The organism is Sphingomonas sp. Leaf20 (assembly GCF_001421535.1).
Taxonomy (GTDB): Bacteria; Pseudomonadota; Alphaproteobacteria; order Sphingomonadales; family Sphingomonadaceae; genus Sphingomonas.
Map to the genome: position 1 here is coordinate 1,050,724 of NZ_LMKN01000008.1, position 25,542 is coordinate 1,076,265.

Genomic DNA, 25,542 nt, shown 5'->3' on the forward strand with positions numbered 1-25,542 from the left:
GTGCGTCGGCGCAACGGGTGCGCGGCAGCCTAGACCTGCAGCCCCATCGCATCCTGCGTACGCTTGAGCACCGGCGCCGCCAGCGCGCGCGCCTTCTCCGCGCCGTCGCGCAGCACCGCGGTCACCGCGCTGCGATCGTCGAGCAGCCGCACCATCTCGTCACGAATCGGTCCGAGCTTGGCGACCGCGAGATCTGCGAGCGCGGGCTTGAACGCGCCGAACCCCTTGCCGCCATATTCGACCAGCACGCTCGCCAGGTCGCTGTCCGCGAGCGCGGCATAGATCGTCAGCAGGTTGCGTGCCTCCGCGCGGTCGCCGAGCTCGTCGACGGTCGCGGGCAGCAGGTCGGGATCGGTCTTCGCCTTGCGAAACTTGTCCGCGATCGTGTCGTCGCTGTCGATCAGCTTGACCACCGACTGTTCGGACGGATTGGACTTGGACATCTTGGCCGACGCATCGCGCAATGACATGATCCGCGGCGCCGCCTTGCTGATCAGCGGCGCCGGGAGCGTGAACAGGTCGACGCCGTAATCGCCGTTGAACTTGGTCGCGATGTCGCGCGCAAGCTCGAGATGCTGCTTCTGGTCCTCGCCGACCGGCACGTGGGTCGCATTGTAGAGCAGCACGTCGGCGGCCATCAGCACCGGATAGTCATACAGCCCGACGCTCGCGCCCTCGCGGTTCTTGCCCGCCTTGTCCTTGAACTGCGTCATGCGGTTCAGCCAGCCGACGCGCGCAACGGTGTTGAGCAGCCACGCCATCTCGCTGTGCGCTGGCACGCGCGCCTGGTTGAACAGGATCGACTTGGCCGGATCGACGCCCGCCGCGATCATCGTCGCGGCGACCTCGAGCGTGTGTAACGACAGTTCGGCGGGCGCGATCCATTCGGTCGGCGCGTGCAGGTCGGCGATGAAGAACATCGACTCCCCGCCCTGCGCGACGACGTCGTCCTGCAGCGTCACCCATTGCTTCACCGCCCCCAGGTAATTGCCGAGATGGAGATTACCGGTGGGCTTGATGCCGGAGACGACGCGCATGGGAAAACCTATCTGGAACGACGCAGGAGCGTGGAGATGTCGCCCAGCCGGAACGCGCCGGTGAGCAGGGTGGCGATCGCATAGACGACGCCGCCGGTCGCGACCAGCACCAGCATCGCCCCCCAGCGCTCGGTTCCGGTCCCCGTCACGAACGGCTGGAACAGGTCGTTGAGGAAATACATGACGCCGCCCATGATCAGCGCCGCGACGAGCAGCCGCCACGTCCGCCGCACGAGCCGCGCATCGGGGGTGAAATGCCCCCGCCGGACGAGCGTGCGATAGAGCATCGCGACGTTGACCGTGCTCGCGATCGCGGTGGCAAGCGGCGGGCCCATATGGCCGAGCGGCTTGATGAAGGCGAGGTTGAGGACGAGGTTCACGACCATCGACATCGTCGCATAGCGCACCGGCGTCCGCGTGTCCGAGCGCGCATAATAGCCCGGCGTCAGCACCTTCACGAGGATGTAGGACGGCAGCCCGATCGAGAAGGCGGCGAGCGCCTGCGCGGTCAGCACGCTGTCTTCGAGCGCGAACTTGCCGTGCTGGAACAGCGCGCCGACGATCGGCACGCCGCACACGATCAGTGCGACCGTTGCGGGCAGCGTCAGGAACAGCGCGAGCTCCATGCCGCGGTTCTGCGTCGCCATCGCCTCCGCCTCCTCGCCGCGGCCGAGCTGGCGCGAGATCGTGGGGAGCAGGACGGTGCCAAGCCCGATGCCGATCAGCCCGAGCGGCAGCTGGTTCAGCCGGTCGGCGAAATAGATGTACGAGACCGATCCCGCAGGCAGCAGCGCGGCGGCAAGCGCGGTCGACACGACGAGGTTGATCTGCACCGCGCCCGCACCCGCGGCGGCGGGCCAGATCAGCGCCATGAGCCGCTTCACGTCGGGATTGAGTTGTGGCCGCTTGAGCCTGAGCACGACACCCGATTTGCGGCAGGCCCAGATCAGCCAGAGAAGCTGGAGCGCGCCCGACACCGTCACCGCGATCGCCTGGTTGCGCGCGGTGAGCAGCGGCTGGTGCTCGTGGAACAGCAGCAGCGCGGCGATCAGCGTCGCGTTGAGCAGGATCGGCGCGGCGGCGTTGATCCAGAATTTGTGCAGCGAATTGAGGATGCCGCCGAGCAGCGAGACGAGGCTGATCAGCAGCAGATAGGGCAGGGTGATGCGCGAGAGGTGGACGACATAGGCGAACCGCTCCGCACTCGCCCCGTTGAACCCGAAGGTCAGCAGCCAGGTGACGGGCCATGCGGCGAGCTCGAGCAGCACCGTCATGCCGATCAGCACGGGCAGCAGTACCGACAGCGCGTCCTCGGCGAACCTGATGCCATCGGGCAGGCCGCGGCCGTCCTTGTCGCCGACCTTGCGGTTGAACATCGGGATGAACGCGGCGGAGAACGCACCCTCGGCGAAGAGCGCGCGGAACATGTTGGGCAGGCGAAACGCGATCAGGAACGCGTCGGAGGCGAACCCCGCGCCCACGAACCGCGCGAACAGCGAGTCGCGGACGAGCCCCAGGACCCGGCTGGCGAGCGTCAGCCCGCCAACCGATCCCAGCGCCTTGGCGAGGTTCATCCGATCAGCCCCCGATCTCCCGGATCAGGCCTGGCCGAAATCGCCGACGTTCGGCTGGATGCCCTGCTGCTCGGACTGCTGGACGTAGAGCTGCGCGAAATCGATCGGCTCGAGCAGCAGCGGCGGGAAGCCACCGTCGCGCACGGCGTCGGACAGCACGCGGCGTGCGAACGGGAACAGCAGGCGCGGGGCCTCGCCCAGCAGGAAGGGCTGGACGTGCTCGGCGGGGATGTTGCGAAGCCCGAACAGCCCGGCAAAGGACAGGTCGACGATGAACGCGACCTGGCCGTCGGTCTCGGCGCGAACGTCGATCTTGAGCACGACCTCGTGCACTTCGTCGCCAACCTGTGCCGAGCCGATGTTGAACTGTACGTCGATCGCGGGCGGCGTCTGGTTCTGATAGACTGCGGGGGCGTTCGGGTTCTCGAACGAGAGGTCCTTGACGTACTGCGAGATCAAGCCGGCTGCAGGCGCTTCGTCGGCACCATTGGCAAGCGGCTGATCTGCGATCGTCATGCCGTTCTGGTCGTCCATGATCTGCAAGTCCTTCATGCGAATGAAATTGGACCGAAGCGGAGGTGTCGCGCGTTCGTGTCTTGAGGCGGTGCGCGTAGCAGTGCCCGACGGGCGTTTCAACGGCTTCGGATTTTGCAGCGGGTTTGAATCGTAACGCCTTTGGCCTATGTTGGCCGGAAGATCGGAGGCCGTGTTGTTTTACGTTGTTCTTCTCGCGATGGTCGCAGGGTTTCTTGCGATGCGTCTCTATAGCGTGCTCGGGAAGCGAACCGGTCATGAGCAGCCCTTGCCCCGTGCGGCCGAGGAGCGTCCCGCGCAGGTGCCGATCGCGCGCACGGTCGATGCGACGCCCGAACAGCGGACGATCGCGAACCGCAACATCGAGCCGCGCGCGGAGCCCGCGCTGCGCTCGATCGTCGCCGGCGAGCCGGGGTTCGACGTCAACCAGTTCCTCGAGGGCGCGCAGGCGGCGTATCGCATGACGCTCGAGGCGTTCTGGAAGGGTGACGCGGACACGCTGGCCACGCTGGCGAACGACGACGTCCGCGCGGCGTTCGTCGAGGCGATCGAAGCCCGCAAGGCGGCGGGTGAAACGCTCGACAATCGTCTCGTGACGATCGAGCGCGCGGTCATCGCGGATGCCGCGGTGTCGGGTCGCGACGCCAGCATCACGGTGCGGTTCGATGCAGATATCGCCGCGATCACGCGCAACGAGGCGGGCGAAGTCATTGCGGGCTCGCTTACCGACGCGGTCGAGACGCATGACGTGTGGACGTTTGCGCGGACGCTGAAGAGCAGCGATCCGAACTGGAAGCTGGCGGATACCGACGAGGCGTGATGCGCGTTCGGGGGGGAATCGTCGGGGGACTGGCTCTTGCCGTCGCCCTGAGCGGGTGCGTGGGTGGCGTTGCGCCCCCCACTGATCGTCCGTCGGCTGGTCGTTCGCCAATCGCCGGAACCAGTGATCCGCGTGCCAAGCCTGGTCGGGTCCATCCGGTGCGCGATGCGGGCAACAGCGAGAACATTCGCGGCATCCAGAATCCTGCGCGGATCGTCGGCGCAGTGCCGATCCTGCCCGTTCCGATTGCGCCGCCGTTCGCGCCGGCCGATCGTGCCGTCGCCGCGGGTGTCGTTGCAGGCCCCGACATTGCAAGCTTGCCGATCAGCGAGCTTCAGGCCGAAGCCGCACGCGTCGCGTTTCTCACAAGTTGCCCGGGATTGCAGCGTCGCACCGATCAGTCAGGGCTCACGCGCGGCGCGGACTGGCAGCCCGCCTGCGCCGCTGCGGCGTCGGTTCCACGCGGTGGTGCGCGTACGTTCTTCACGCAGTGGTTCGAGGCGGTTCAGGTCGGCGACGGCAAGGCCTTCGCAACCGGCTATTACGAGCCCGAGATCGCCGGGTCGCTCGACCGGCGCGACGGCTATGCGCCGGTCTATGGCCGACCGCGCGATTTGATCGACGTCGATCTCGGCGCGTTTTCGACATCGCTCAAGGGCAAGAAGATCCGCGGGCGCGTGTCGGGCAGCAATTTCATTCCCTATTATGATCGTACCGCGATCGAGCAGGGTGCGCTGACCGACAGCGCGCCGATCCTCGCCTGGGCGAAGGATCCGGTCGAGCTGTTCTTCCTGCAGATCCAGGGGTCGGGACGCCTCCGGCTGCCCGACGGGTCGATCCTGCGGATCGGCTACGACACGCAGAACGGGCGCGATTATACCGGGATCGGCGCGCTGATGAAATCGCGCGGACTGCTCCAGCCGGGGCAGACATCGATGCAGGGGATCGTCGGCTGGCTCCACGATCATCCGGTCGAGGGGCAGGCGATCATGCGCGAGAACAAGAGTTTCGTCTTCTTCCGCGAACTTGACGGTCCGCCGCAGGGGGCGATGGGGTATGCCGTGACGGGGCAGGTCAGCGCGGCGGCGGACGTCAAGTTCGTCCCGCTCGGCGCGCCGGTCGTGTTGTCGCTCGACCGGCAGGATGCGACCGGGCTGTGGATCGCGCAGGACACGGGCGGCGCGATCAAGGGCAGCAACCGCTTCGACACCTTCTGGGGCGCAGGCGCCGCGGCGGAGGCGACCGCGGGCGGGATGGCGGGGCGTGGTACCGCGTTCCTGCTGCTGCCGATCGGTACGGTGGCGCGGCTCAACGCCGGAACAGCGAATGGAGCGCGCTATGACGGGTCGGCCGCTCAACGCTGACGAGGCGCAGCTCTGGGCGCGCGTGATGGCCACCGTGCGCCCGATCCGCGCGGTGCCGCTGCGGTCGGCCGTGCTTGCGCCACCAACGCCCGCTGCCGCACCCGCGAACGGGCCGGCACGCAAGGTGAAACCGACCAAGGGCATTCGCATGCCGACCCAGGCTGCGGCCGTGGTTTCCGCTCCGGCCAAGACCGCGCCGCGGGGCCTCGCTCCGGCGAACACGCTCGACGGCGGATGGGACAAGCGGCTGCTGCGCGGCGCCGTCAGTCCCGACAGTTCGATCGATCTTCACGGCCATACGCTGTCGTCGGCGCATGCGATCCTCGATACCGGGCTGGCGCGTGCGATCGCGCGCGGCGACCGTGTGCTGTTGCTGGTGACGGGCAAGCCGCCGCGCCCCGAAAGTGAGCGACCGCACGCGCGCGGCGCGATCCGTGCCGCGGTGATCGACTGGCTGTCGATCTCGCGCCATGCGGGCGGTATCGTCGCGGTCCGCGGCGCGCATCCCCGCCACGGCGGCGCGGGCGCGCTTTACATCATCCTGCGCCGCAGTCGCGACGCGCTCGCCTGAAGAGCCTGCCGCGGTCGCGTGCCCGGGCGGGCTCGCTCTCAATCCATGCCGACGCGGCCAATATCCGCTGACGCTGTCGCAGGCGATCTCGCGATCCCTCGACCGGCGGGGCCGGTGGCGCCATGTGCAATAACTCGACAAACCGGTTCTGGTGATACTGAAACGGGAATGACTTCGATAAATCCCCTGTTTGCGAACCAGTCAACTCTGTAATTACGTTTCGTTAATCACGGCCTGCCAAATCGAAGCTCAACCACGGTTGCTGAACAGATGTTTGCCGACAGCAGCGATTGGGCGGAGAATGGCAGTGACTTTATTGGTGTCTGGCGTTGAAACCGGTCTGGGTTCTATTAAGAACCGGATCATCACTATGGTTCGTGGCTGCTTTTTGCCAGAGACGTCGAGACGACTGGGTCTGGCGGTGTGTTCTGTCGCCCCCGTCCTGCTGGCCTCGCCGGCCTTGGCGTCGACGCAGGGCACGCTGGGCGCGACGTCGACGGGCAGCGTGCAGATCACGGTCTCGGTTCCAAGCCGCGTGCAGATCACCGGGCTTACCGACATCACACTCGCCAATGTCGACCCCGGCGCGGAAGCCCGGAAGCCGCAGGATACGTGCGTATGGAGCAATACCGCGACCAAGGGCTATACGATCACCGCGACCGGCAGCGGCACCGGGGGGGCGTTCACGCTGGCGTCGGGCGCGCTGACGCCCGTCACCTATGCGGTGGCGTGGAGCCAGCAATCGGGTCAGACGACGGGCACTGCGCTCGTCCCCGCGACCGCGTCGGCGGGCTTCGTGTCGACCGCGGTCCTGCCCGGTTGCGCGACGGCACCAACGACGACGTCGTCGCTCGTCGTGTCGATCGCGCCGGCCCAGCTCCAGGCGATGGCATCGCTGACCAGCTATACCGGTACGCTGACGCTGCTCGTCAACCCGCTCTGACCGGCTGAGCGGCGCGCAGCGCGATGCGGGTTCTGCCGACGCTGCTGACCGGGATCGCGCTCGCGCTGTCGCCCTGCCTGCTTCAGCGCGCATGGGCGCAGCAGGTGCAGATCACCAGGCTCGCCGACTTCAGCTTCGGTGTGCTGGCGACGACAGCGGGTGACGTGACGCAGAGCAGGAACGTCTGCGTCTCGGCCACATCGCTCGGGGGCGGCTACAGCATCCGAGCGATCGGCAGCGGCGGCGGTGGCGCCTTCACGCTCGCAGGGGCCGGCGCGCCGATGGCGTACGACGTGCAATGGGCGGCGCGTCCGAATCAGTCGAATGGCCTTGCCCTCCAGCCCGGGACCACGCGGGGCGGTCTCGTCTCGACGGGATTGGGGCTCAATCTCGGGTGCGTGCTTGGTAACGACTCGGCAAGCCTGATCATCGCGCTCCGCGCAGCCGATCTCAGCGCGGCGACCGCGGGTGCGTATACGGGTACGCTCACGTTGCTCGTCGCTGCAGAATAGCGGCGGATCGGCGATGTCTGGATCCGGGCTCCGGCTCGACAGGCTGGCGGTGCCGCTGCTGCTCGCCGGCACGATCGCGCCGATCGTCGCGCTCGCGCAGGACGGCACCGGCAAGACGGGTGTCGTCGTCGGTCAGCCAGCGGGCTTCGATCAGCTCGCGAGCGTTCAGCAGGCGGTGGTCGACGTGCAGATCGGCGGCCGGATCGTCGGACAGGCGCAGATCATCCACGCGGCCGGGCGATTGACCTTCGTCGATGTCGATGCGGTGATCGCGTTGATCCCGGACTTGCGCGATCCCGCCGCGATCCGCGTCGTCCTGGGCGCGCCCGAGCTCGATGCGCATGCCGAGCTCGTCTGTGCGGCCGACGCGGTCCCGGCGGCATGTGCGACGCTGCAACCGGCTATCGCGGGCGTGGTCTTCGACGAGCCGCGGTTCCGCGTTGATATCGTCGTCAATCCGTCGGCCCTGTCCGTCCATGCCGCTGCCGAGCGCCACTATCTGCCGCTGCCTTCCGCCGGGCTGTCGCTGGTCGATCAGTTTGGCGGGACGATCGCGGGGAGCGGCGGTACTGCCGAGATCGCGCTGAACAATCGTGCGATCCTCGGCTACCGCAACGCGCGGCTGCGCAACGAGATGTTCTATTCGTCGCGCTTCGGTCTGGTCGTCGATACGCTTGCCGCCGAACTCGACAAGCCCGGCGTCCGCTATGCCGCCGGGGCGCTATGGGCGCCGGGTATAGATCTCACCGGCCGCCGCAAGATCGTCGGTGCGGGTGTGCAGAGCCAGCAGGATACGCGGCTCGACCGCATGCTGATCGCGGGAAGTCCGCTGGTCGTGTCGCTCGCAGTACGCTCGCGCGTCGACATCCTGCGCGAGGGGCGGCTGGTGTCGTCGCGGACCTATGACGCGGGAAACCACGCGCTCGACAGCTCGAGCCTGCCCGACGGCGCGTATGAGGTGATCCTGCGCATCCAGGAAGCGGGCGGCGCTGTTCGCGACGAGCGGCGTTTCTTTACCAAGGACGCCGCGATCGCGGCGGTCGGCGAGCCGATCTTCTTCGCCTATGCGGGGCTGCTCGCGAACGACCGCCGGGGGACGCCGGTCGCGGTGTCGCGGACGCCGTTCTACGAGGCGGGCGTGGCGCGCCGTCTGTCGCCGCATGTCGCGGTCGATGCCACGCTGCTGGGGACCGACCGCACCGCGATGCTCGAGCTGGGCGGCTATTGGCTGGGCGAACGCGCGCAGATCCGCGGTGCGGCGCTTGCCTCGGTCCGCGGCGATGCCGGTCTGCTCGTCCAGATTTCCTCGCCGGGATCCGCGAGGCTGAACTACACGCTCGACGCGCGGCGCGTGTGGAGCCGGGGCGACCGGCCGCTAATCCCGCTCGGCGACCTGTCGCGCGGCTATGATGTCGGCACGATCGACAGCGTCCGCGGGCTTGGCGCGGGATCGTTTGTCCAGGTCTACGGCACGCTCAGCTATACGCTGCGCCCCGGCCAGATCGGCGTCACCGGCTTCTACCGCGACGACGCCCGCGCCAGTCGCAGCTATGGGATCGGCCCCACGCTCTACATGCCGCTCATCGAGCGCGGCGGGCTGCAGGTCAGTCTGCGCGGTGACATGACATTGTCCAATCGCGGCCGTTCGGCGTTTTTCGGGCTCAGCCTCCAACGGGTGCGCGGGGCGTCGTCGACCTATGCCAATGCCGGCATACGCACGATATCGGGCGCGGGGGGCGGCGCGCGCGACGACGGCGGTTCGCGTCTCGGTGGCGGGACCGCGCTGGTCGGCGGGATCGGCGGTGCATGGCAGCGGGATGGCGTACTCGGCGGTAACGTCGCGCTGTCGGGTGGGCTCGAGCGCGAGGTCTATGGTGCGCTGGCGCGGGGGCATGCGGATCTTCGAACGCGCGCAGCGACGGTGTCCGCCGATCTCGCGCAGCCGGTCGGCGAGCGCAACGGCGCCACGCAATATGCGCTCGGCTTCCAGACGACGGCGGCCCTTAGCGGGCAGGGTCTCGCATTCGAGGGGCGCGAACGCAGCGACAGCGTGATCCTCGTCGGGGTCGAGGGTGCCGGCCTCGATCCCAGTGCAACGTTCGAGCTGTTGATCGACGGCACGGTGCGGGGCGTCGTTCGCGCGGGGCGCACCGCGTCGGTGCCGGTGCCGGCCTATCGCCGCTATGCGGTGCGGATCCGGTCGACGGGCGCCGATCTGGTTCATGTCGACGGCGGCGCGCGCGACGTCAGCGTGTATCCCGGCACCGTCGCGCGCGCGTCTTGGACGGCGTACCCCGTCGTCGCGATGTTCGGCCGGATCGTCCATGCCGACGGCACGCCGATCGCGAACGCCGCGGTCGATGCGGGCGACGCGATCGGAACGACCGACGAGAATGGCTATTTCCAGATCGAGGCCGGCGTGCGGACAACGCTCAAGGTGCAGACGGCGGATGGCGGGCAATGCCGCCTGCCGGTCGCGGCGACGCCGGGCGCGGAGGGCTATGCGGCGATCGGTACGCTGATCTGCGTGCGCGCATTTTCATCGAGGCAGATGGCGGATTCGACGCCGTGACGAAGGAGGACGGGCATATGATGCGATGGATTGCGGCGCTGGCGTTCGCGACGCTGTTGGGGGCGACGCCGGCACAAGCGGACCTCGTGCTGAGCCAGGTCGTCGTCGATCTCGCAGCCAGCGGCCCGCCACGCGCCGACATCGAGGCGTGGAACACGGGGGCCGAGCGGATGTACGTCGTCGCCGAGCCGGCCGAGATCGTCGATCCCGGCACGCCGCGCGAACGCCGCGTTGCCAGCGTCGATCCCGCAGCGAGTGGCCTGCTGGTCACGCCGCAGAAGCTGATCCTCGAGCCCGGCGAGCGGCGTCTGCTGCGTATCGCGGTGATCGGTGCGCGGCGCGCGCGCGACCGGATCTACCGCGTCACCGTCAAACCGGTCGCGGGCGAGATTTCCGCGGCGGGGTCGGCGCTGAAGCTGCTCGTCGGCTATGACGTGCTCGTGATCGTCCGCCCGCCGGTGCTCGCCGGCACGATCACCGCCACCCGCGCCGCAACCGCGCTCGTGCTGGCGAACACCGGCAGCACCAATGTCGAGCTCTACGAAGGGCGCCAGTGCGATGCGGCGGGCAAGGATTGCCGCACGCTCCCGCCGCGCCGCCTCTATGCGGGTGCGGACTGGACGCAGACGATCGATCCGGACCGTCCCGTCGACTACCGGGTCAAGACGGGGACCTCGGTCGAAACCCGCCGCTTTTGAGCGCCTTGTTTGGTTAACGTCCCGGCCCGACCGAGTCCGCACGGCGCTCGCGGGTCTGCTGATCGGCGCCCGGCCGGCGCGCGTTTCCCGCCGCAGGATCTGCACGTCTCGACTAATATCGATTGTCAGTCCGACAGACCCCGCGCTGGGTGCGCAAATCCATCTTGGAGGTTCAAGCTATGCGTACAAGTTTCCCTAAATATTCGGCAGTTGCGATGATCTTGGTCGGATCGGTCGGGCTCGGCGGATGCGCCACCAAGGGCTTCGTCAGGGAGCAGATCGCGACCGTGAACACGCGGATCGACGGGATGGACGGCCGGCTTCGGACCGTCGAGGGAACGTCGGGTCAGGCGCTCACGCAGGCGCAGGCGGCTGCCGGTCAGGCGCAGCAGAACGCGCAGCGCATCGATCAGATCAACGGCCGCGTCGATGGCCTCGACCAGCAGATGCAGCAGCAGCAGCAGCGTCAGCAGCGCCGGCCCCGCGGCTAAGACCCGGCCCCGCACGCGTGTTCCGGACGACGGCGACAGCGCCTTTCCATGACGCCCGCCGTCTCGGCATCGCCGCCAGCGCCGTTCTCGCGCTGCTGGCGGCGCAGCCCGTGACCGCTGCGCCGGTACCGGCGAAGGGTGTCGAGCGGCGGGCGCGCAAGGCAATGCCCAAACCGCGTGCGGAACCGCTTGCCATCGAGCAGGCGGCGCTGGCGGACGCTCCCATGCCCTCGGAGGCGACCAATCGTCTCGTCGCCTGGGTCGCCGCCGCGAAGGACAATCGCGGCATGCCCTATATCGTGATCGACAAGCAGAATGCGTTGCTTCTGCTGTTCGGTGGCGATGGGAAGGCGCTGGGGCAGACACCCGTGCTGCTCGGTCTGGGCATCGGCGACGATTCGTCGCCCGGCGTCGGCGCGAAGAGCCTTGCCGAGATCGGCCCGGCCGAACGGACGACCCCGGCAGGGCGCTTCATCGCCAAGTTCGGTCGCGCGTTCGGCAACCAGCGCGTGCTGTGGGTCGATTATGCCAACTCGGTCGCGCTGCATGCGGTGATCACGACGAACAAGAAAGAGCGCCGGGTCGCGCGGCTGCTGTCGCCGACGCCCGACGACAATCGCGTCACGTTCGGCTGCATCAACGTCGGTACCAGTTTCTATACCAAGACGCTCCGCCCGCTGTTTCAGAAAAAGGGCGGGATCGTCTACGTCCTCCCCGACTCGCGGCCGGTCGACGAGGTGTTTCCCCGCCTGCGGCTGCTGCCGTACATACCGCCGGCCGGACCGCTCGCCAAAGCGCCGGTCGAGGCGGATCGACGGGCGGGTTCGGAAGGACGATCATGATCCTGTTGACGCTGGCCGCGCTGCTCATGGCCGACCCGCCGGCGCGGGGCACTCCGTCGCCCGGCGATGCGGTGGTCGTCAGTGCGCTCACCACTGAACAGCTCGTCGCGCAGTGTCGGGGCAAGGACGCCGATCCGACGCCCGATTTCTGCACGGGCTACATCCTCGGGGCGTTCGATACGCTGTCGCGGTCCCGCCAGATCTGCCCGTCATCGACGCGCGCCACGACGGTCAAGGTTCTCGCGATCGTCCGCAAATATCTGCGCACGCGCGGGAAGACGGCGACCGGCGCACCCGCGTTCGTCGTCCGCGACGCCCTGCAGCGCGCATATCCCTGCAAACGCAAGTAACCGGGTGCGCGGCGCGGGGCCGACGTCACGCCACTAGTCGCTGATCGTCCAGCCCTGTTCGACATTGCGCCCGCGGATGCCGCGCTGCGCTGCGAGCTTTTCAGCATAGCTCGGGGCATTTGGTGTCGCTGCGCTCGCCGTGCGCTGGGCTATCGCGGGGACGCGGCGGTCCGGTGCGGGCAGGGGGCGCGACTGGACGACCGGCTCGGCTACAGGCTGCGCTACCGGCCTTGTCACGGGACGCGCCACAGGCGAGGCTGCCGCGCCGTTCGCAGCGTCCGCGGGTGAAGCGGGGACAGGTGTTGCGATCATGGTCGCGAGGCTTGCGGGCCAACTGATACGCAGCCGCACCGATTGGCGTCGCGGGCTGCCCTTCGCGGATGTCGAGGTATAGCGGGCCTTGTCGATCGCGATCGCGCACGCCCTCACATCGAGCCGGGGCACGCCGCTTGATTCGACGACGCTGCACTGGTCGACCTTGCCCGTCGGATCGACGCCGAGTTGCAACAGTGTGTACGGCGGACCCGCTGCGGGCGCACGGGGCTTGAAGAAATTCGCCAGCGATTCGCAAAACGTCGGTTTGAAGTCCACCAGCCGCCCCCTGCGATCCCGGATCCTGCACGGGGCCGGCGGCGAAACCGGGGCGGCTGTGCCGGACGCGTCCGCACCGATCGGCTGTTGCGGCGGCGGCGACGGGATGGCGGCGGGGGCGGCCTGCACGAGCAGCATGGCGAGATGAAGCATCGTTCACGGATGCATCAGCGGGCTTAACATCCGGTTTCCGGCGCCAGGTTGCGGGCGACCGCAGTCTCGCGCTGCTGGGCAATCCCGCCCAGTTACCGTCGCCCCGGCGGAAGCGGACATCGGTCCAGCCCGGCGGGGCGTCCGTGCCCGGATGTTCGAAGACTCCTACACGGCTTGGAGGGACCAGGAGCCAGTGCGGCATGGTTTGATAGTCAGGGCCGACGTCCGAAGCTCCGCGAGTTTGTAAACGGGCGCTACAAGACGGCCCCGAGCAAAGCACTAAGACGGCCGGCCGCGATCATGAGGGTGACCCAGGAGACCGACTTCACGTCAACCCGTGAAACCCTTTGGCGGCTCCGCTATGATGATCCTGTTGCCATCCTGATCAGAAATCTCGGCTATCGCGCCAAAACCACCCCGGCTGATCGGGTCGATATCGACACCGAGATCGGCAAGCCTGTCTCTTTCCCACGCAATGTCGGGGGTTACGATCGTAAGTACGGACTGTCCGGCCTTATCGGCGTCGAGGATCAGTTGGATACCTGCCGTGCCGATGTTCCGCCACTGCGTCAGCGTGGGCATCGGATGGTCGTCAGCGGGTCGGGCGAGTAGCGTCGTATACCAATCTTCAGCGCGCGGCATGTCCGTTACACATGCCACCGCGTACAAGCCCTGGATCTTCATCAGAAATCTCCGATCGGCCGCTTCAAGACGTGAGCTCCAAGTCGTAAACTATAAAGTTGCCGATGCGGCTCGCCACCAGGTAGACTACGTAAATCACGCACTTACTACTATGCTCTGTCGGGTAGATACCGACTGGCTCAAGTCCGATCCTGGTCCGAAAGTCATCGAAACAGGTCGATGCCCGCGATCGCCAGATAGGTTTTGGGCGCTGCAAGACCGATGAACGTCATCCGCACATAGACCGCGTCCGCCTTCGTGCCGAACAGGATGCGCTGCGGCGAGAGCGCGTTGGCGATGTTCGAGAATTCGTCCGACGCCGCCTTGCTCCAGCTTTTACCGTCGAGGCTGGTCTCCACGACAAAGCGTTTGGGTGGCGCGCTGTCGGTGTTGACCGCGCGCGAGGGCGTGAGGATGAAGCCCCCCAGCGGCTGTCGCCTGGCGAGCGTGAGCGTGACCGTCGCCGATCCCGCGGCGGCTGCGACCGGAACCTGCCAGACGCTGCCCGGATCATTGTCGATCAGCGCGCCCGCGCCGGACCCTGTCGCGGACACGACCGAGAGGTCGGATGAGGGCAACACGTCGCGCGCACGGGCGGCGGGCAATTGCACGGCGACGGGGGTGACCTGTCGGAACAGCGCGACTTCGCTGATCGCCGGGCAGGCCTGTGCCGCGACGATCCGCAGCCGCAACCGTCGCGCGACGACCGGCGTCGGCAGGCGGACGACGCGCTGCGCCGCGATGCAGTCGCCGCGGGCCACCTCCGTCCATCCCGCGCCATGGTCGATATCGATCGCAAACCGGTCGACGCGCACGCCGAGCGGCAGGAATTCGCGGATACGGACGAGATCGAAGCTGGTGCCGGGCGGCAGGTCGAGCACGAGGCTCGGCGTATGGATGGAATCGGGCGTCGACCAATAGCGCGCGGGATCGCGGTCGAGCACGTTGGCCGCGGCAAAGCCCGGCCCGCGGACATGGTCGGCCGATGCGATCGCACCCTCGGCGCGATCCTTCGCGAACGTGGCGCGCTGCGCATCGCCGAACGCGTGCAGCACCGCGACGTCCGGGTCGGCGAGGCGACCGCGGCGGTCGGGCGGCAGGTTGAGGATCAGATTGGTCCCCCGCGCGATCGATTCGTCAAACAGTTTCAGCATCCGCTGGGGATCCTTCACCTTCGAATCCTCGTCGGCGTGATAGAACCAGCCCGGCCGGATCGAGGTGTTGGTCTCGGCAGGCCACCACAAGGGGCCGCCGCGCAAACCGGCATTGCCCTCGGCCTGGCTCGGCTTGTGATCGGCCATGGTCGGCCAGCACGGATCGCCCGCGACCCCGTCCTCGTTGCCGACCCAGCGCAGGTCGGCGCCGAGCGGCTCGAACGTACAGGCCATCGGCTGATGTTGGTGGACCAATGCGAAGATCGAGGGCCAGTTATAATAGGTTTCGGAATCGATCTTCCGCGTCTCGCGCGCACCGCCATAATAGCCATCGCCGCCATTCGCGCCGTCGAACCAGAATTCGAACAGCGTACCGTAGCGCGTACAGAGCTCGACGATCTGCTTGCGGTAATAGTCGAGATAGGCGGGGCGGCCATAGTCCGCGTGGTTGCGATCCCATGGCGACAGGTAGATCCCGAAATCCATGCCGGCGCGGCGTGCCGCCTGTTCGAACTCGCGGACGATATCGCCCTTGCCGTCGCGGAACGGGCTGTTGCGCACGCAATGCTCGGTCAGCAGCGTCGGCCACAAACAGAAACCGTCGTGATGCTTGGCGGTCAGGACGATACCGCGCAGGCCGCCCGCCTTGGCCGCGCCGACGATCTGATCCGCCGAGAAGTCGGTCGGCGCGAACAATGTGGGGTCCTCGTCGCCATAGCCCCATTCGCGATCGGTGAAGGTGTTGATCGAGAAGTGAACGAACGCATATTGCTCGCGCGCATGCCAGGCTAGCTGGCGCGGGGAGGGGGTTGCGCCCCAGGGTGCTGGCGCGGCCCCGGACGCGGGTTTGCGCGCCCAGCCGCTCGACGTGCTGATCGAGGCCAGGCCCGATGCGAGCCCCGAGGCCAGCATCTTGCGGCGGGTGATGATCGACATGGCGGCTCCTGAAAACTCTTGGGTCATGCGGCGTCGGAACGCCTGCGCAGCGCGACGCGGTAGGGGCGGCCCGGTGTGGTCGCGAACGTCATCGTATGCGGGGTCCGTTCGAACCGGACCGCCTTGCCGTGCTGCGATACCGTCACCGCTTCGAACCCCGGCGGCGTCCGGACCGTCAGGCGCTCGCCCCCGGCGGTCACGGTCGCGTCGACATGCCGGTCGCTCCAGGCGATCGCGACTTCGTGACCGCCGCGCGCGCGCAAACCGGCAACGCGCCCTGAGGTCCATTGCGGCGGCAGCGCAGGCAGCAACGCGATTTCCGTCTCGCGGCTTTGCAGCAGCATCTCGGCGATCGCGGCGGTGATCCCCAGATTGCCGTCGATCTGGAATACCGGACGCGGTTGCGCGGGGTGGGTGTCGAGCAGATTGGCGGCGACGCTGTTGGCGATGAACGCGGAGAGCGACCGTCCGGCCTGCGCGCCGTCGCCGAGTCTGGCCCACACCGCGGTCGCCCAGGCGCGGCTCCACCCGGTGCTGGCGCCGCCATGCGCCTCGCGCCGCGCCATCGATGCGCGGGCTGCCTGCGCGAGCCGCGGTGTCCGGACCGGGTCGATCGCATCGCCGGGATAGAGCGGATACAGATGCGAGATGTGGCGATGCCCCGGATCCTGCTCGGCAAAGTCGGTCGACCATTCCTGCAGCTGGCCGTAGCGGCCGACGCGGTACGGTTCGAGCTGCTTAAGCAATCCCGCGAGGCGGGCGCTCAGTCCGTCGACGTCGCCGATCACGCGCATCGCCGCGATGCAGTTGGTGAACAGCTCGCGGATCAGCGCGAGGTCCATCGTGCAGCCGGCCGAGATCGCCGCGGTCTTGCCGGATGCCGTCATGAACAAATTCTCGGGCGAGATCGACGGGGCGGTGGTCAGATGGCCGCTGCGGGGATCGCGGACCAGCCACGCCGCGCAGAACTCGGCACAGCTGCGCATCAACGGGAAGCCGCGCGCCTCGAGGAACGCGCGGTCGCCGCCGAAGCGGTAATGCTCCCAGACATGCTGGACCAGCCACGGTCCCGCCATCGGCCAGTTCGCCCAATTGGGATCGCCGACGCCCGCGCCGACCGGATGGCTCATCGCCCACAGGTCGCTGTTGTGATGCACGCACCAGCCCGGCATGCCGTAAAGCGATCGGGCGGTCTGCGCGCCGGTGGCCGCAAGCCGCTCGATATGGTCGATCAGCGGCAGATGGCAGTCGGCGAGATTGCAACTCTCCGCGGGCCAGTAGTTCATCTGGAGATTGATGTTGGTGGTGTAGTTCGCGCTCCAGGGCGGGCGCAGTTCGGTATTCCACACGCCCTGGAGATTGGCGGGCATCGTGTGCTCACGCGAACTGGCGATCATCAGGTAGCGGCCGAGCTGGAACAGGCGCGCGGCGCGCGGGGTATCGCGATCACCCGCTGCACCGTGAAGCGCGAGATCGGCGCGACGGTAGAGCGCCTGATGATCGGCGACGTGACGGTCGAGCAGCGCCGTATAGCCATGCCGCGCGCCGGTCGCGAGGATGCGCTCCGCCGACGCGCGCACGGCCGCCGCGGGCGTGTCCGGCATCAGGTCGAAGCGGCGGAATCCGGTGGCGGCGGCGATCCGGACGGTCACAGAGGTGGCGCCGCGAATGCGCAGCGCACCGTCCGATGCGGTAACCGCGCCGCCATCGGTCTCGACCGACAGGAGCGTCGCGAACGCCATCCCCCGACCCGGCGTGTCCGAATAGCGCACGGGGTTTGGGACGTCGCGGTAATTGGGTTCGCACAACGTCGGCGCCTTGCCGACCAGCGTGATCCGGTTGCCGCCGGCATTTGCGGTGGCGGTCGCCGTCGCGCGCAGTTTGCTGGTCAGCTTGAGGCGGCAATCGATCCTCCCGCGCCGGTCCGCGGTCAGGCGCAGGACGATCACCGAGTCGGGATGCGAGACGAACAATTCGCGGTGATAGGTCGCGTCGCCACAGCGATAGCCGACTGTTGCGACCGCGCGATCGAGGTCGAGCACGCGCCGATACGCCTGCGGGGCGTCGCTATGATCCATCTCGAGTTCGAGATCCGCCATCGGCGCGTAGCTGGCGCTGAACGGCCCCTGCAGCGCCGCGCTGTGCCGATCGGCGCTCACCGGATCGCCCGCAAAGACGGACTGACGGACCGCCGCCAGCGCATCCCGGCCGTCATGATCGGCGGTGTCTGCTGGCTGCCCGCTCCACAGCGTGTCGTGATTGAGCGACATCACGTCGCGCGCGATCCCGCCGCCCATCATCGCCCCCAGCTGCCCGTTCCCGACCGGATGGCCGAGCAACCACTCGGTGGCGGGCTGATCGGCGGTGATCCGGTGGCGTGCGTCCGTCCCCGGCTCGGCAGCAGCATCGCCCATTCCGGCGAGCAGGCCGGCAAGCACCGACCCCGTACCCCCGGCCAGGACCGCGCGACGCGATACGTAGCCGGACGCGGGGGACCTGGTGCCCAGCTCAGAAATCGACCGTCGCCCCGATATTGATCGACCGACCCAGCGCGTCGTAGACCGAAGGCGAGGTGTTGACGCGTTCGGCAGCCTCGAGCGGCGGGCTGGGGCGGACCGGCGCCGCGCGGTTCAGCACGTTGTTGACCACCAGCCGCAACGTCAGCGCGCGCGATACCGTTACGCTGCCGCTGAGATCGAAGACGTCGTAGGCGGGCAGGTACTTGTACTCCGCCGGCACGGTCGGATCGTCCTCGCCGAAGATCGGGTTGCCAGCGAGGCGCGAGTTCTTCAGCCCCGAATTGTGACGCCAATTGACCGAGACCAGTCCTTGCGTCTGCGCGGACTCGGGCGAACTCAGCGTGAACCGGAAACTGTGCTGATAGCGGCGATAGCCCTGTCCCGCATAGGGGCCGAACAGCCCGACGACATTATAGTCGGTATCGGGCAGCCCGAGATCGCCACCCTTCGCGGTCTGCAGCGTCGCGACATAGCTTGTCGAGAACCGCGCCCAGCTGCCCATCCGCGTGTCGTAATTGGCGGAGAAATTGAAGCCGCGCGCGTTGGTCCGGCCGAGGTTGCTGTATCCCTGGTTGATATAGCCCGTCGCGGCGCCGGCATCGCTGAACAGCGTCCCGTCGGCGTTGCGCTGCAGCTGGCTGCAGAAGAAGTCATAGCCGGTGTTGGCGCAGGTCTGCAGGAAGTCGATCGCGCGGTAATAGCCGATGCCGTTCTGGATCTCGATGCTGTAATAATCGGCGGTGGCGGAGAAACCGCGCAGCATCCGCGGCGTGAGGACGAGGCCGTAGGTATAGGTATGCGCCACCTCGGGCGTCACCAGCCCCTCCGAGCCGTTGCGCACGGTGCACAGGAAATCCGGACATTGCTGGATCGCGCCATATTGGGCTGCGGTGACACCCGTGCTTGCACAGATCTCCCGGCTCGCGACCGGGCTGGTCCCGGCGCAGGGGTCGCCCAGCGTGTTCGTGTCGAGCGTGCCGTAGCTGGTATTGGCGTTCGACGAGAGCTCGTAGATGCTCGGCGCGCGCGTCGCCTTGTTGTAGCTCGCGCGGAACAGGATGTCCTCGACCGGTCGCCAGCTGCCGTCGATCTTGTAGGTCGACCGGATGTTCTCGACGCCCGAATATTTCGACCCGCGGATCGCGGCGCCGATGCTCAGGTCGCGGATGAACGGCTTGTCGCTGACCAGCGGGACGTTGACCTCGCCGTAAAGATCCACGGCATCGTTCGACAGCGTCGACGGTGTCGCGCCGAACGCGGCCTGATACGCGGCATCGGGGCGCGAGCGATAGGTGTTCGCGCGATATTCGCCACCCAGGGCGATATCGATGCCCTTGCTCGAGAACGGGCTTTTCAGCCCATAGTCGCCGAGGTCGCCGGAAAGGTTCGCGTTGCCGACCCATTGTTCATAGCGCTCGCGGAAAACGCCGCCGCCCTGCGCAAACGACAGATACTCGACCGCGGCGGCGCTGGGGGCATTGGTCGAGAAGATGTCGAGCGGGACGCACCCGGGGTCGGTACCGTTGACCGCCGCGACGCAGGTCGCCGTGCCGTTGACGTCGACGACCTGCAGTGCCTTGGCGACCTTGGTGGGATCGATCCGGCCGGTCTGCTGCTGCCGGTACAGGGTGGTCGAATAGACTCCGCCGACGTCGTAATGCCAGGCGCTGCCGAGATCGCCACGAACCCCCGCCACCGCGCGATAGATCTCGTTCGACGAGCGGGTCGTCTGGGGTTCGGTAAAGCGATAGCGAACGTCGGTCCGGACGCTCGTGCCCGTGCCGGCCGCCGATCCGCACAATGCCGCCGCCTGTTGTCCCGACAGCAGGGGGTTGTTGCAGTTGATGTCGTACGGCGTCGAGCCGGGCTGGATCGTCGCGGGATCCGACTGGCTCTGCGACTCCGACCGCAGATACAGGCCGTTGGCATAGAGCTGGATCGCGGGCGACACCTCGTAATTGAGGAACGCCGCGCCGTTGTAGCGCGTGTTCTCGCGCTGGAAGAAGAAGCTTTCGTTGTAATTATAGCCATTCGTCCCCGTGAACGGGACGAATTCGCGGCCACCCCCGGCCGCATTGGTCAGGATGCTGCCATTCTGTGCGGGCCCTGACAGCGCCTGGAAATAGCCCGCCGAGGTCGCGGACGACGGCGAGGCGCAGACCACCGACTGGCCCGACAGCGTGATCGGGCAGACCGAGAAGGACCGCGACGACGCCAGCACGGGCTCGACCTGACTGTATGCGCCGAAGATCGAGATATTGCCGCGACCGCCGGCGAAGTTCTTGCCCATGCTGATATTGGCATCGAACCGGCCGCCATCGTTGGTCATGCCGCTGGGCACCGCAAACCCTGCATTGCGCGCGGCCTGCGCGGCGATGTTGTCGCGGTTGTCGGCATTGTAGAAGCCGTAATTGACGTTCGCGTTGACGCCTTCGAAGTCCTTGCGCAGGATGAAGTTCACCACCCCGCCGATCGCGTCCGACCCGTAGACCGCGGACGCCCCGCCGGTCAGCAGGTCGACCCGCTCGATCAACCCGACCGGCACGACCGAGGCGTCGATGCCCTCGGTAACGCCGATCCGCTGGCCATCGATCAGCGTGAGCGTCCGGTTGGTACCGAGCCCGTGGAAATCGAATTGCTGTCGCCCGTTGCCGTTGGACAAATTGGTGTCGCTGTTCTTGATCGCAGGTACGCGGTTCAGCACCTCCTGGACGCTGAACGCCGCCTGCAGCTTGATGTCGGCCTGCGTGACGCTGGTCACCGGCGCGGTTTCGACGAGGTTCTTCGAGCGGATGCGCGATCCCGTTACGACGATGTCGCCGCCGGGGGGTGGCGTCGGGACCGCATCGTCCGTCGTTGCCGCGGCGTCGCCGGTCGTGCTCGCTGCACCGTCCTGACCGCCCGCGGTCTGTTGTCCGGGGGCCGCCATCGACACCCGCGTGAGCGCGGCCGCGCGCGTGATGACATAGACGCCCTGGCCGGTCCGCGACATCGTCAGACCGCTGCCCTGGAGCAATTGGCCCAGCGCCGCGTCCGCGGTCATCGCGCCATTGACGGCAGGCGCGACGCGACCACCAAGCGCGGCTTCGTCGAACACCAACTGCACGTGCATCTGCCGACCGAGCAACCGTAGCGCGGGACCAAGCGGTTGGGCGCGTACGTCGACACGGACGACCCGCTGGGTCTGGCCCGTCTGTGCCAGCACCGGCGCCGCCGTCATCATCGTCGCGATCACAACGCCGCTCGCGCCGAGGATCATACGCTTCGTCACAGTCATCCACCGCCCCCTAGTGTTGTTATACTTTTATGACGCACGGGGTGGCGAGATGCTCAGCAAATTGCCGCAATTATCTTCAATTGATCTTCCTTTGGTCGGCAACCGGTATCAACGATGGCGTTTCAACCGGATGGTTGCGTCGTCGACGGTGGCGTCGACGGGGAAGGTCGCGGCGATCGCCTGCGCAAACGCGTCGACATCGCCGACGTTGAACACCCCGCTGATCCGCACGTCCGCGACGCCGGGATCGACCGCGATGCGGCGTCGCTCGGCATAGCGGTTCATCCGTTCCGCGGCGGCACCCAGCGTCTCCGCGGTGAAGCTGATCTGTTCCGCGCCCCAACTTTCGCCGCCGGCGATGGGGCCGAGCGCGGGACCGATCGAGCCGATCGTCCCCGACACTGGCAGGCCAATCTCATGGCCCGGTGTCAGCGCGCGCTCGACCGTGAGGCGGCGACCGTCGCGACGGACGATTGCGTTCGTCTGGCCCTGCGGCGTATCGCGCAGCACCGCGACGTGCCCCTCGAACAGCGCGACCCGGATCTCGCGGCTGAGCCGTTCGACCGAGAATTCGGTCCCGGTCGCGACGATCACGTTGCGGCCGCTGCGCACCGCGAACGGGCGAAGCGGGTCCTTTGCGACCTTGAACCGCGCCCGGCCCTTTTCGAGGACGATGTTCCGCCGCTGTGCGGTGAAGGCGACCGTGACGACGCTGTCGGCATCGAGCGACAGGCGCGAGCCATCGGCCAGCGCGATGACGCGACGTTCGCCGATCCCGGTGCGATAGGCATCGCGCCCGCCCTGCCACCACAACAGCGAACCGACCGACAGCGTCAACACCAGCGCCGCGGCGATCGCCCACAGCATCGGGCGGGCCCAGGGAATGGGGGAGGGCACGAACCGGGTTCGCAGCCAGCGTCGTTGCCCGGCGCGGTGGACCGCGCCGAGCGCGTCGCGGCGCAGCGCCAGCATCTCGGGCGCGTCGGCATCCGCCTCGACCGCGTCCCAGGCGGCGAGTGCCGCCCCCAGTTGCTCGCCGCGCGCCGCGTCGCCGGCCAACCACTCGTGCAGTCTCTCGCGGTCCTGCGGCGACATCGTGCCGTTGCTCAGGCGCAGGCACCAGTTGATGACGTCCGCATCGGCGTCGGCATCGGGGCGGAGCGCGGTCATTTCGCCTCTCCCATGACGGCCAGCAACGCGCGCATCGCGCTGGCGATATGCTTTTCGACCGCGCTGACCGAGATGCCGAACGCGTCGGCGATCGCCTTTCGCTGCATGCCCTCCAGCCGGTAGAGGATGAAGATCTGACGCGTGCGATCGGGCAGCCCACCGAGCGTCCGCGCCACGCAGCCGACGCTCTGCCGCGCGGACAGCAATCGTTCGGCGTCGATCGGATCGATCGCAAGGTCCGGATCGCCCGCATTCGAGCGTTGATACCGCGAGCGCGTGGCCTCGCGTCGATAATGATCGCGCAGCAGGTTGGCCGCGGCCTGGAAGATATAGCCTTCGGGATTGTTCGTCGCCGGGCTGGTCATCGTCGCCATGCGGATGAAGAGATCCTGGATCAGGTCCTCCGCCTGCACCGGATCGCCGAGCCGCCGGATAAAGAACGCCATCAGCGCCGGCCGCATGCGTTCCATCAGCGCCGACAGGTCGCGCGAAGGCGTGGCGCCGGCAGGTCGCGTGGGCTTCATCATGATAGATAGACGTCCGGCGCAGCGATGTGCTCAACCGAAACCTGAAAACTCCTTAATTCGCTCTGGATGGTTGATGGCGAGATTTCTGCGATAACACTGACGATGAACCGCTCGCGCGCTCAAAATCGGAAGCTGGCAATGGACGTCCAGGTCAAGGGCTATCGAGCGTTTGGAGCGATCAGGCTTTGGTGTAGGCCGATAAAGTCGGCAAGGTTCGTTCGGAACTGGTCCTCATCTTTACCGGGCGCGCTGGTATGCAGGGAATGGATTTTGCAGGACAATGCCCGATAGCCTCGTTCTCGCTGACTGGGACAACCGCGTTCGACGCGACCGGGCGGTTTTGATGTGATGCGGCGGCGCAGCGAGCCAGATGCCATCGTCGGCGGGAGCACTCGCGCCGCTATCGTCATTCCGAACGGTCTGAAACGGTGATCCGGGTCGCCGAACGTTGGAAATGATCGAGCGGAACGAGCGTTTGGAGGCGGGACTCGATCATGCCGCTCCCCGCTGACCCGAACTGTTTCCTGGTCGCCTCACGCCGCCGGGCCAGTTTCACTCAAGTCTTGAGGCTTCGATCGTGTGGATGGGGACCTTAAAGCGGACATCTATTCATGCTATTCGCGTTTGGGTATCAACGGCACACTATTTCCGGGAGTGGCTAATGCGCAGAATGGCTCGGCTGATGTCACTGTTATTTGCCGTCGCCAACGCCACCTTGGCGTTCGCACAAGACGCCACTCTTCCGGGCAGCGCCGCCGCCCCCGTATTGCCGGATGCAGACGCCAGCGACGAGATCATCATTCGGGCCTTGCGCATTCCTAAAGATAAGCTGCCGACGCGTATCACACTGAATTACCAAACCGCGCTTGGATCAAAGATCAGCTATGAACGGTCTGAAATGTTCGCCAAGTGCGTGGGCACATTTGATCCGGTCATGCTTTCCAAGGTCATAGACGGGCCACCAGGCACTTCGTCGGCGCAATTCGCGCAAGGTTGGATCATTGTCACCAATCGAGCGTGTTATCCCGGGTACCCGTCGGGAAGCGCTGAGGGCGATATCCGGTTAAGGGGGACGTCAAAACTGGATCGCGGGGCGATCCTTGAAGCGGCGTTGCGTCTTTATGCACCCGATGCCGCTTTGACGCTCGCAGAGACCGAAGATCTCGTCGTTCGCCGTCGATTTAATCGCACCGAAAGTCGACGAAACCGCTTTCGCTTGAAATCTGATCTCGATGCCTTGCTGTTTTCGGCATGCCTCGTGCGGGTCCAGCCTGAATTGACGACACGCCTGGTACGCTCCTCGCCTGGATCAGATCTGGAAAGCGGATTAGAGCAGGCGATCCTAATCCAAGGGCGCGACTGTCTGGGAACAACAAAAGCAGTGACAATCGATCCGACCATGCTGCGGGTCTATTTGGTCGATGCTTTTTATCGATGGGTCGTCGCCGCCCGCGGAATCCCGAGTCTGCTTCCCGTGACGGGATAGGCACGATCCGGTTCCAACCGCGAACCTGCTGCAAATTGCCAGATACGAATTGGCCTTAGACCGGTGGATCGAGGTGGCGAGTATAGCCGCGGCGCAACTGGCGCAACGCCGAGGTCTTTGGCAGCTTAAGACATCGCCGGAAGAGGAAAACAGATGATTGCCGCCCTGGCCGTCCTTGCCGTGCAAGCCGCCGCGCCCTCCTCTGCGGACGCTCCGCGTTTCCGCGGTGAGGGGCAGATGAAGATCTTCGATATGATCTGCGGCCGGGTTTTTCCCGACGAGGCGCGGATCGACTCCACTATGGCAAAGCTCCCCGGCGCGCGTGCGCTGACGTCGACGGAAGTGAAGGATTATCTGCGCGACGACCCAGGGCACGGATGGGTCATACAGGCGAGTACCAGCAATATCGTCATCACGCTGGAGGCGCCTCCGGTCCATGCCTGCGCGGTTCGCATGACCAACACGGATGGCGTGATCGACGAAGCTGTGTGGCAGCAGTTGATCGCGGCGGCACAGGCGCGCGCAGGTGGCGGCTTCACAATCGTGCCGCCGCGGACGATTGAGCTCGGCGCCATCGAATCTAGGGTGAGTGGCGTACAGAAACAGAACGCTGATGGCGCCGCGGAAGCGATCTACCTCATCCGCACTGCACCTAGGGCGGCAAGACCGCCAGCGCAGGGCGGTATAGAGATCAGGATGGTACGCCAATTGGTGCCAGCGCGGCGTTAACCACCGCTTAG

At 66.9% G+C, this 25,542-nt stretch carries 22 protein-coding genes; 12 read left to right on the forward strand and 10 right to left on the reverse strand.

Translation table 11 applies throughout. The annotated features are described in order from the left end of the window. Positions 1-29 precede the first annotated feature (29 nt). From trpS to secB, 3 genes are read right to left on the reverse strand one after another with little or no spacing between them, the layout of a single operon-like run. Positions 30-1,037, reverse strand: a complete 1,008-nt coding sequence (gene trpS, locus ASE72_RS13120; RefSeq protein ID WP_056021770.1) for a tryptophan--tRNA ligase — start codon at positions 1,035-1,037, stop codon at positions 30-32. Between the two features lie 8 nt (positions 1,038-1,045). Further along, positions 1,046-2,611 carry a murein biosynthesis integral membrane protein MurJ gene (gene murJ, locus ASE72_RS13125; protein WP_056021772.1) on the reverse strand — a complete coding sequence of 522 codons (1,566 nt, stop codon included), beginning with the start codon at positions 2,609-2,611 and terminating at the stop codon, positions 1,046-1,048. A 24-nt stretch (positions 2,612-2,635) separates the two neighbouring features. Continuing rightward, on the reverse strand, positions 2,636-3,145 hold the full coding sequence (gene secB, locus ASE72_RS13130) for a protein-export chaperone SecB (RefSeq protein ID WP_056022382.1): 510 nt from the start codon (positions 3,143-3,145) through the stop codon (positions 2,636-2,638). Between the two features lie 175 nt (positions 3,146-3,320). Between secB and ASE72_RS13135 the strand changes: the two genes are divergently transcribed. The 10 genes from ASE72_RS13135 (at position 3,321) to ASE72_RS13180 (ending at position 12,308) form a co-directional block, all read left to right on the forward strand. Continuing rightward, positions 3,321-3,965, forward strand: a complete 645-nt coding sequence (locus tag ASE72_RS13135; RefSeq protein WP_156350482.1) for a Tim44/TimA family putative adaptor protein — start codon at positions 3,321-3,323, stop codon at positions 3,963-3,965. Then, the gene (gene mltA / locus ASE72_RS13140) at positions 3,965-5,329 is read left to right on the forward strand and encodes a murein transglycosylase A (RefSeq protein WP_082445981.1); all 1,365 of its coding nucleotides are present in this window, start codon (positions 3,965-3,967) and stop codon (positions 5,327-5,329) included. The genes ASE72_RS13135 and mltA overlap by 1 nt, the downstream gene beginning before the upstream one ends. Further along, positions 5,304-5,900 carry a Smr/MutS family protein gene (locus tag ASE72_RS13145; protein ID WP_056021778.1) on the forward strand — a complete coding sequence of 199 codons (597 nt, stop codon included), beginning with the start codon at positions 5,304-5,306 and terminating at the stop codon, positions 5,898-5,900. The genes mltA and ASE72_RS13145 overlap by 26 nt, the downstream gene beginning before the upstream one ends. A 421-nt stretch (positions 5,901-6,321) precedes the next feature. After that, positions 6,322-6,843 carry a hypothetical protein gene (locus ASE72_RS13150; RefSeq protein ID WP_156350432.1) on the forward strand — a complete coding sequence of 174 codons (522 nt, stop codon included), beginning with the start codon at positions 6,322-6,324 and terminating at the stop codon, positions 6,841-6,843. A gap of 23 nt (positions 6,844-6,866) precedes the next feature. Further along, positions 6,867-7,355, forward strand: a complete 489-nt coding sequence (locus ASE72_RS13155) for a hypothetical protein (RefSeq protein WP_056021784.1) — start codon at positions 6,867-6,869, stop codon at positions 7,353-7,355. Positions 7,356-7,368: 13 nt separating this feature from the next. Next, positions 7,369-9,927 (forward strand): TcfC E-set like domain-containing protein, encoded by a 2,559-nt coding sequence (locus ASE72_RS13160; protein ID WP_056021787.1) that lies wholly within the window; start codon positions 7,369-7,371, stop codon positions 9,925-9,927. A gap of 17 nt (positions 9,928-9,944) precedes the next feature. Next, on the forward strand, positions 9,945-10,625 hold the full coding sequence (locus ASE72_RS13165; protein ID WP_156350434.1) for a hypothetical protein: 681 nt from the start codon (positions 9,945-9,947) through the stop codon (positions 10,623-10,625). A 179-nt stretch (positions 10,626-10,804) separates the two neighbouring features. Next, positions 10,805-11,116: a hypothetical protein gene (locus ASE72_RS13170; RefSeq protein WP_235532347.1), complete on the forward strand. Its 312-nt coding sequence runs from the start codon at positions 10,805-10,807 to the stop codon at positions 11,114-11,116. A gap of 17 nt (positions 11,117-11,133) precedes the next feature. Continuing rightward, positions 11,134-11,958 (forward strand): hypothetical protein, encoded by an 825-nt coding sequence (locus ASE72_RS13175; RefSeq protein ID WP_082445982.1) that lies wholly within the window; start codon positions 11,134-11,136, stop codon positions 11,956-11,958. After that, positions 11,955-12,308 (forward strand): Rap1a/Tai family immunity protein, encoded by a 354-nt coding sequence (locus ASE72_RS13180; RefSeq protein ID WP_056021796.1) that lies wholly within the window; start codon positions 11,955-11,957, stop codon positions 12,306-12,308. The genes ASE72_RS13175 and ASE72_RS13180 overlap by 4 nt, the downstream gene beginning before the upstream one ends. 33 nt (positions 12,309-12,341) lie before the next feature. On the opposite strand, the gene ASE72_RS13185 is transcribed toward ASE72_RS13180, so the two are convergent. The 7 genes from ASE72_RS13185 to ASE72_RS13215 all read right to left on the reverse strand — a co-directional run bounded on the left by ASE72_RS13185 (position 12,342) and on the right by ASE72_RS13215 (position 23,316). Beyond that, positions 12,342-12,899, reverse strand: a complete 558-nt coding sequence (locus ASE72_RS13185) for an energy transducer TonB (protein ID WP_056021799.1) — start codon at positions 12,897-12,899, stop codon at positions 12,342-12,344. 483 nt (positions 12,900-13,382) lie between these two features. After that, positions 13,383-13,736, reverse strand: coding sequence for a VOC family protein (locus tag ASE72_RS13190; protein WP_056021801.1), 354 nt, complete (start codon positions 13,734-13,736; stop codon positions 13,383-13,385). A 161-nt stretch (positions 13,737-13,897) separates the two neighbouring features. Then, positions 13,898-15,823, reverse strand: coding sequence for an alpha-L-fucosidase (locus tag ASE72_RS13195; protein WP_056021802.1), 1,926 nt, complete (start codon positions 15,821-15,823; stop codon positions 13,898-13,900). 23 nt (positions 15,824-15,846) lie between these two features. Beyond that, positions 15,847-18,261: a glycoside hydrolase family 95 protein gene (locus tag ASE72_RS13200; RefSeq protein WP_056021805.1), complete on the reverse strand. Its 2,415-nt coding sequence runs from the start codon at positions 18,259-18,261 to the stop codon at positions 15,847-15,849. A 70-nt stretch (positions 18,262-18,331) separates the two neighbouring features. Then, entirely contained in the window at positions 18,332-21,619 is a 3,288-nt protein-coding gene (locus ASE72_RS13205; protein WP_082445984.1) for a TonB-dependent receptor, read from the reverse strand. 108 nt (positions 21,620-21,727) lie between these two features. Further along, positions 21,728-22,789 carry a FecR family protein gene (locus ASE72_RS13210; protein WP_056021811.1) on the reverse strand — a complete coding sequence of 354 codons (1,062 nt, stop codon included), beginning with the start codon at positions 22,787-22,789 and terminating at the stop codon, positions 21,728-21,730. Beyond that, positions 22,786-23,316, reverse strand: a complete 531-nt coding sequence (locus tag ASE72_RS13215) for an RNA polymerase sigma factor (protein ID WP_200916259.1) — start codon at positions 23,314-23,316, stop codon at positions 22,786-22,788. Before ASE72_RS13215 ends, ASE72_RS13210 begins: the two co-directional genes overlap by 4 nt. A 682-nt stretch (positions 23,317-23,998) precedes the next feature. On the opposite strand from ASE72_RS13215, the gene ASE72_RS13220 reads away from it, so the two are divergent. Together ASE72_RS13220 and ASE72_RS13225 are read left to right on the forward strand one after the other, a co-directional pair. Continuing rightward, on the forward strand, positions 23,999-24,802 hold the full coding sequence (locus ASE72_RS13220) for a hypothetical protein (RefSeq protein ID WP_156350436.1): 804 nt from the start codon (positions 23,999-24,001) through the stop codon (positions 24,800-24,802). A 237-nt stretch (positions 24,803-25,039) separates the two neighbouring features. Beyond that, positions 25,040-25,531 (forward strand): hypothetical protein, encoded by a 492-nt coding sequence (locus ASE72_RS13225; RefSeq protein ID WP_156350438.1) that lies wholly within the window; start codon positions 25,040-25,042, stop codon positions 25,529-25,531. The last annotated feature ends 11 nt before the right edge of the window (positions 25,532-25,542 follow it).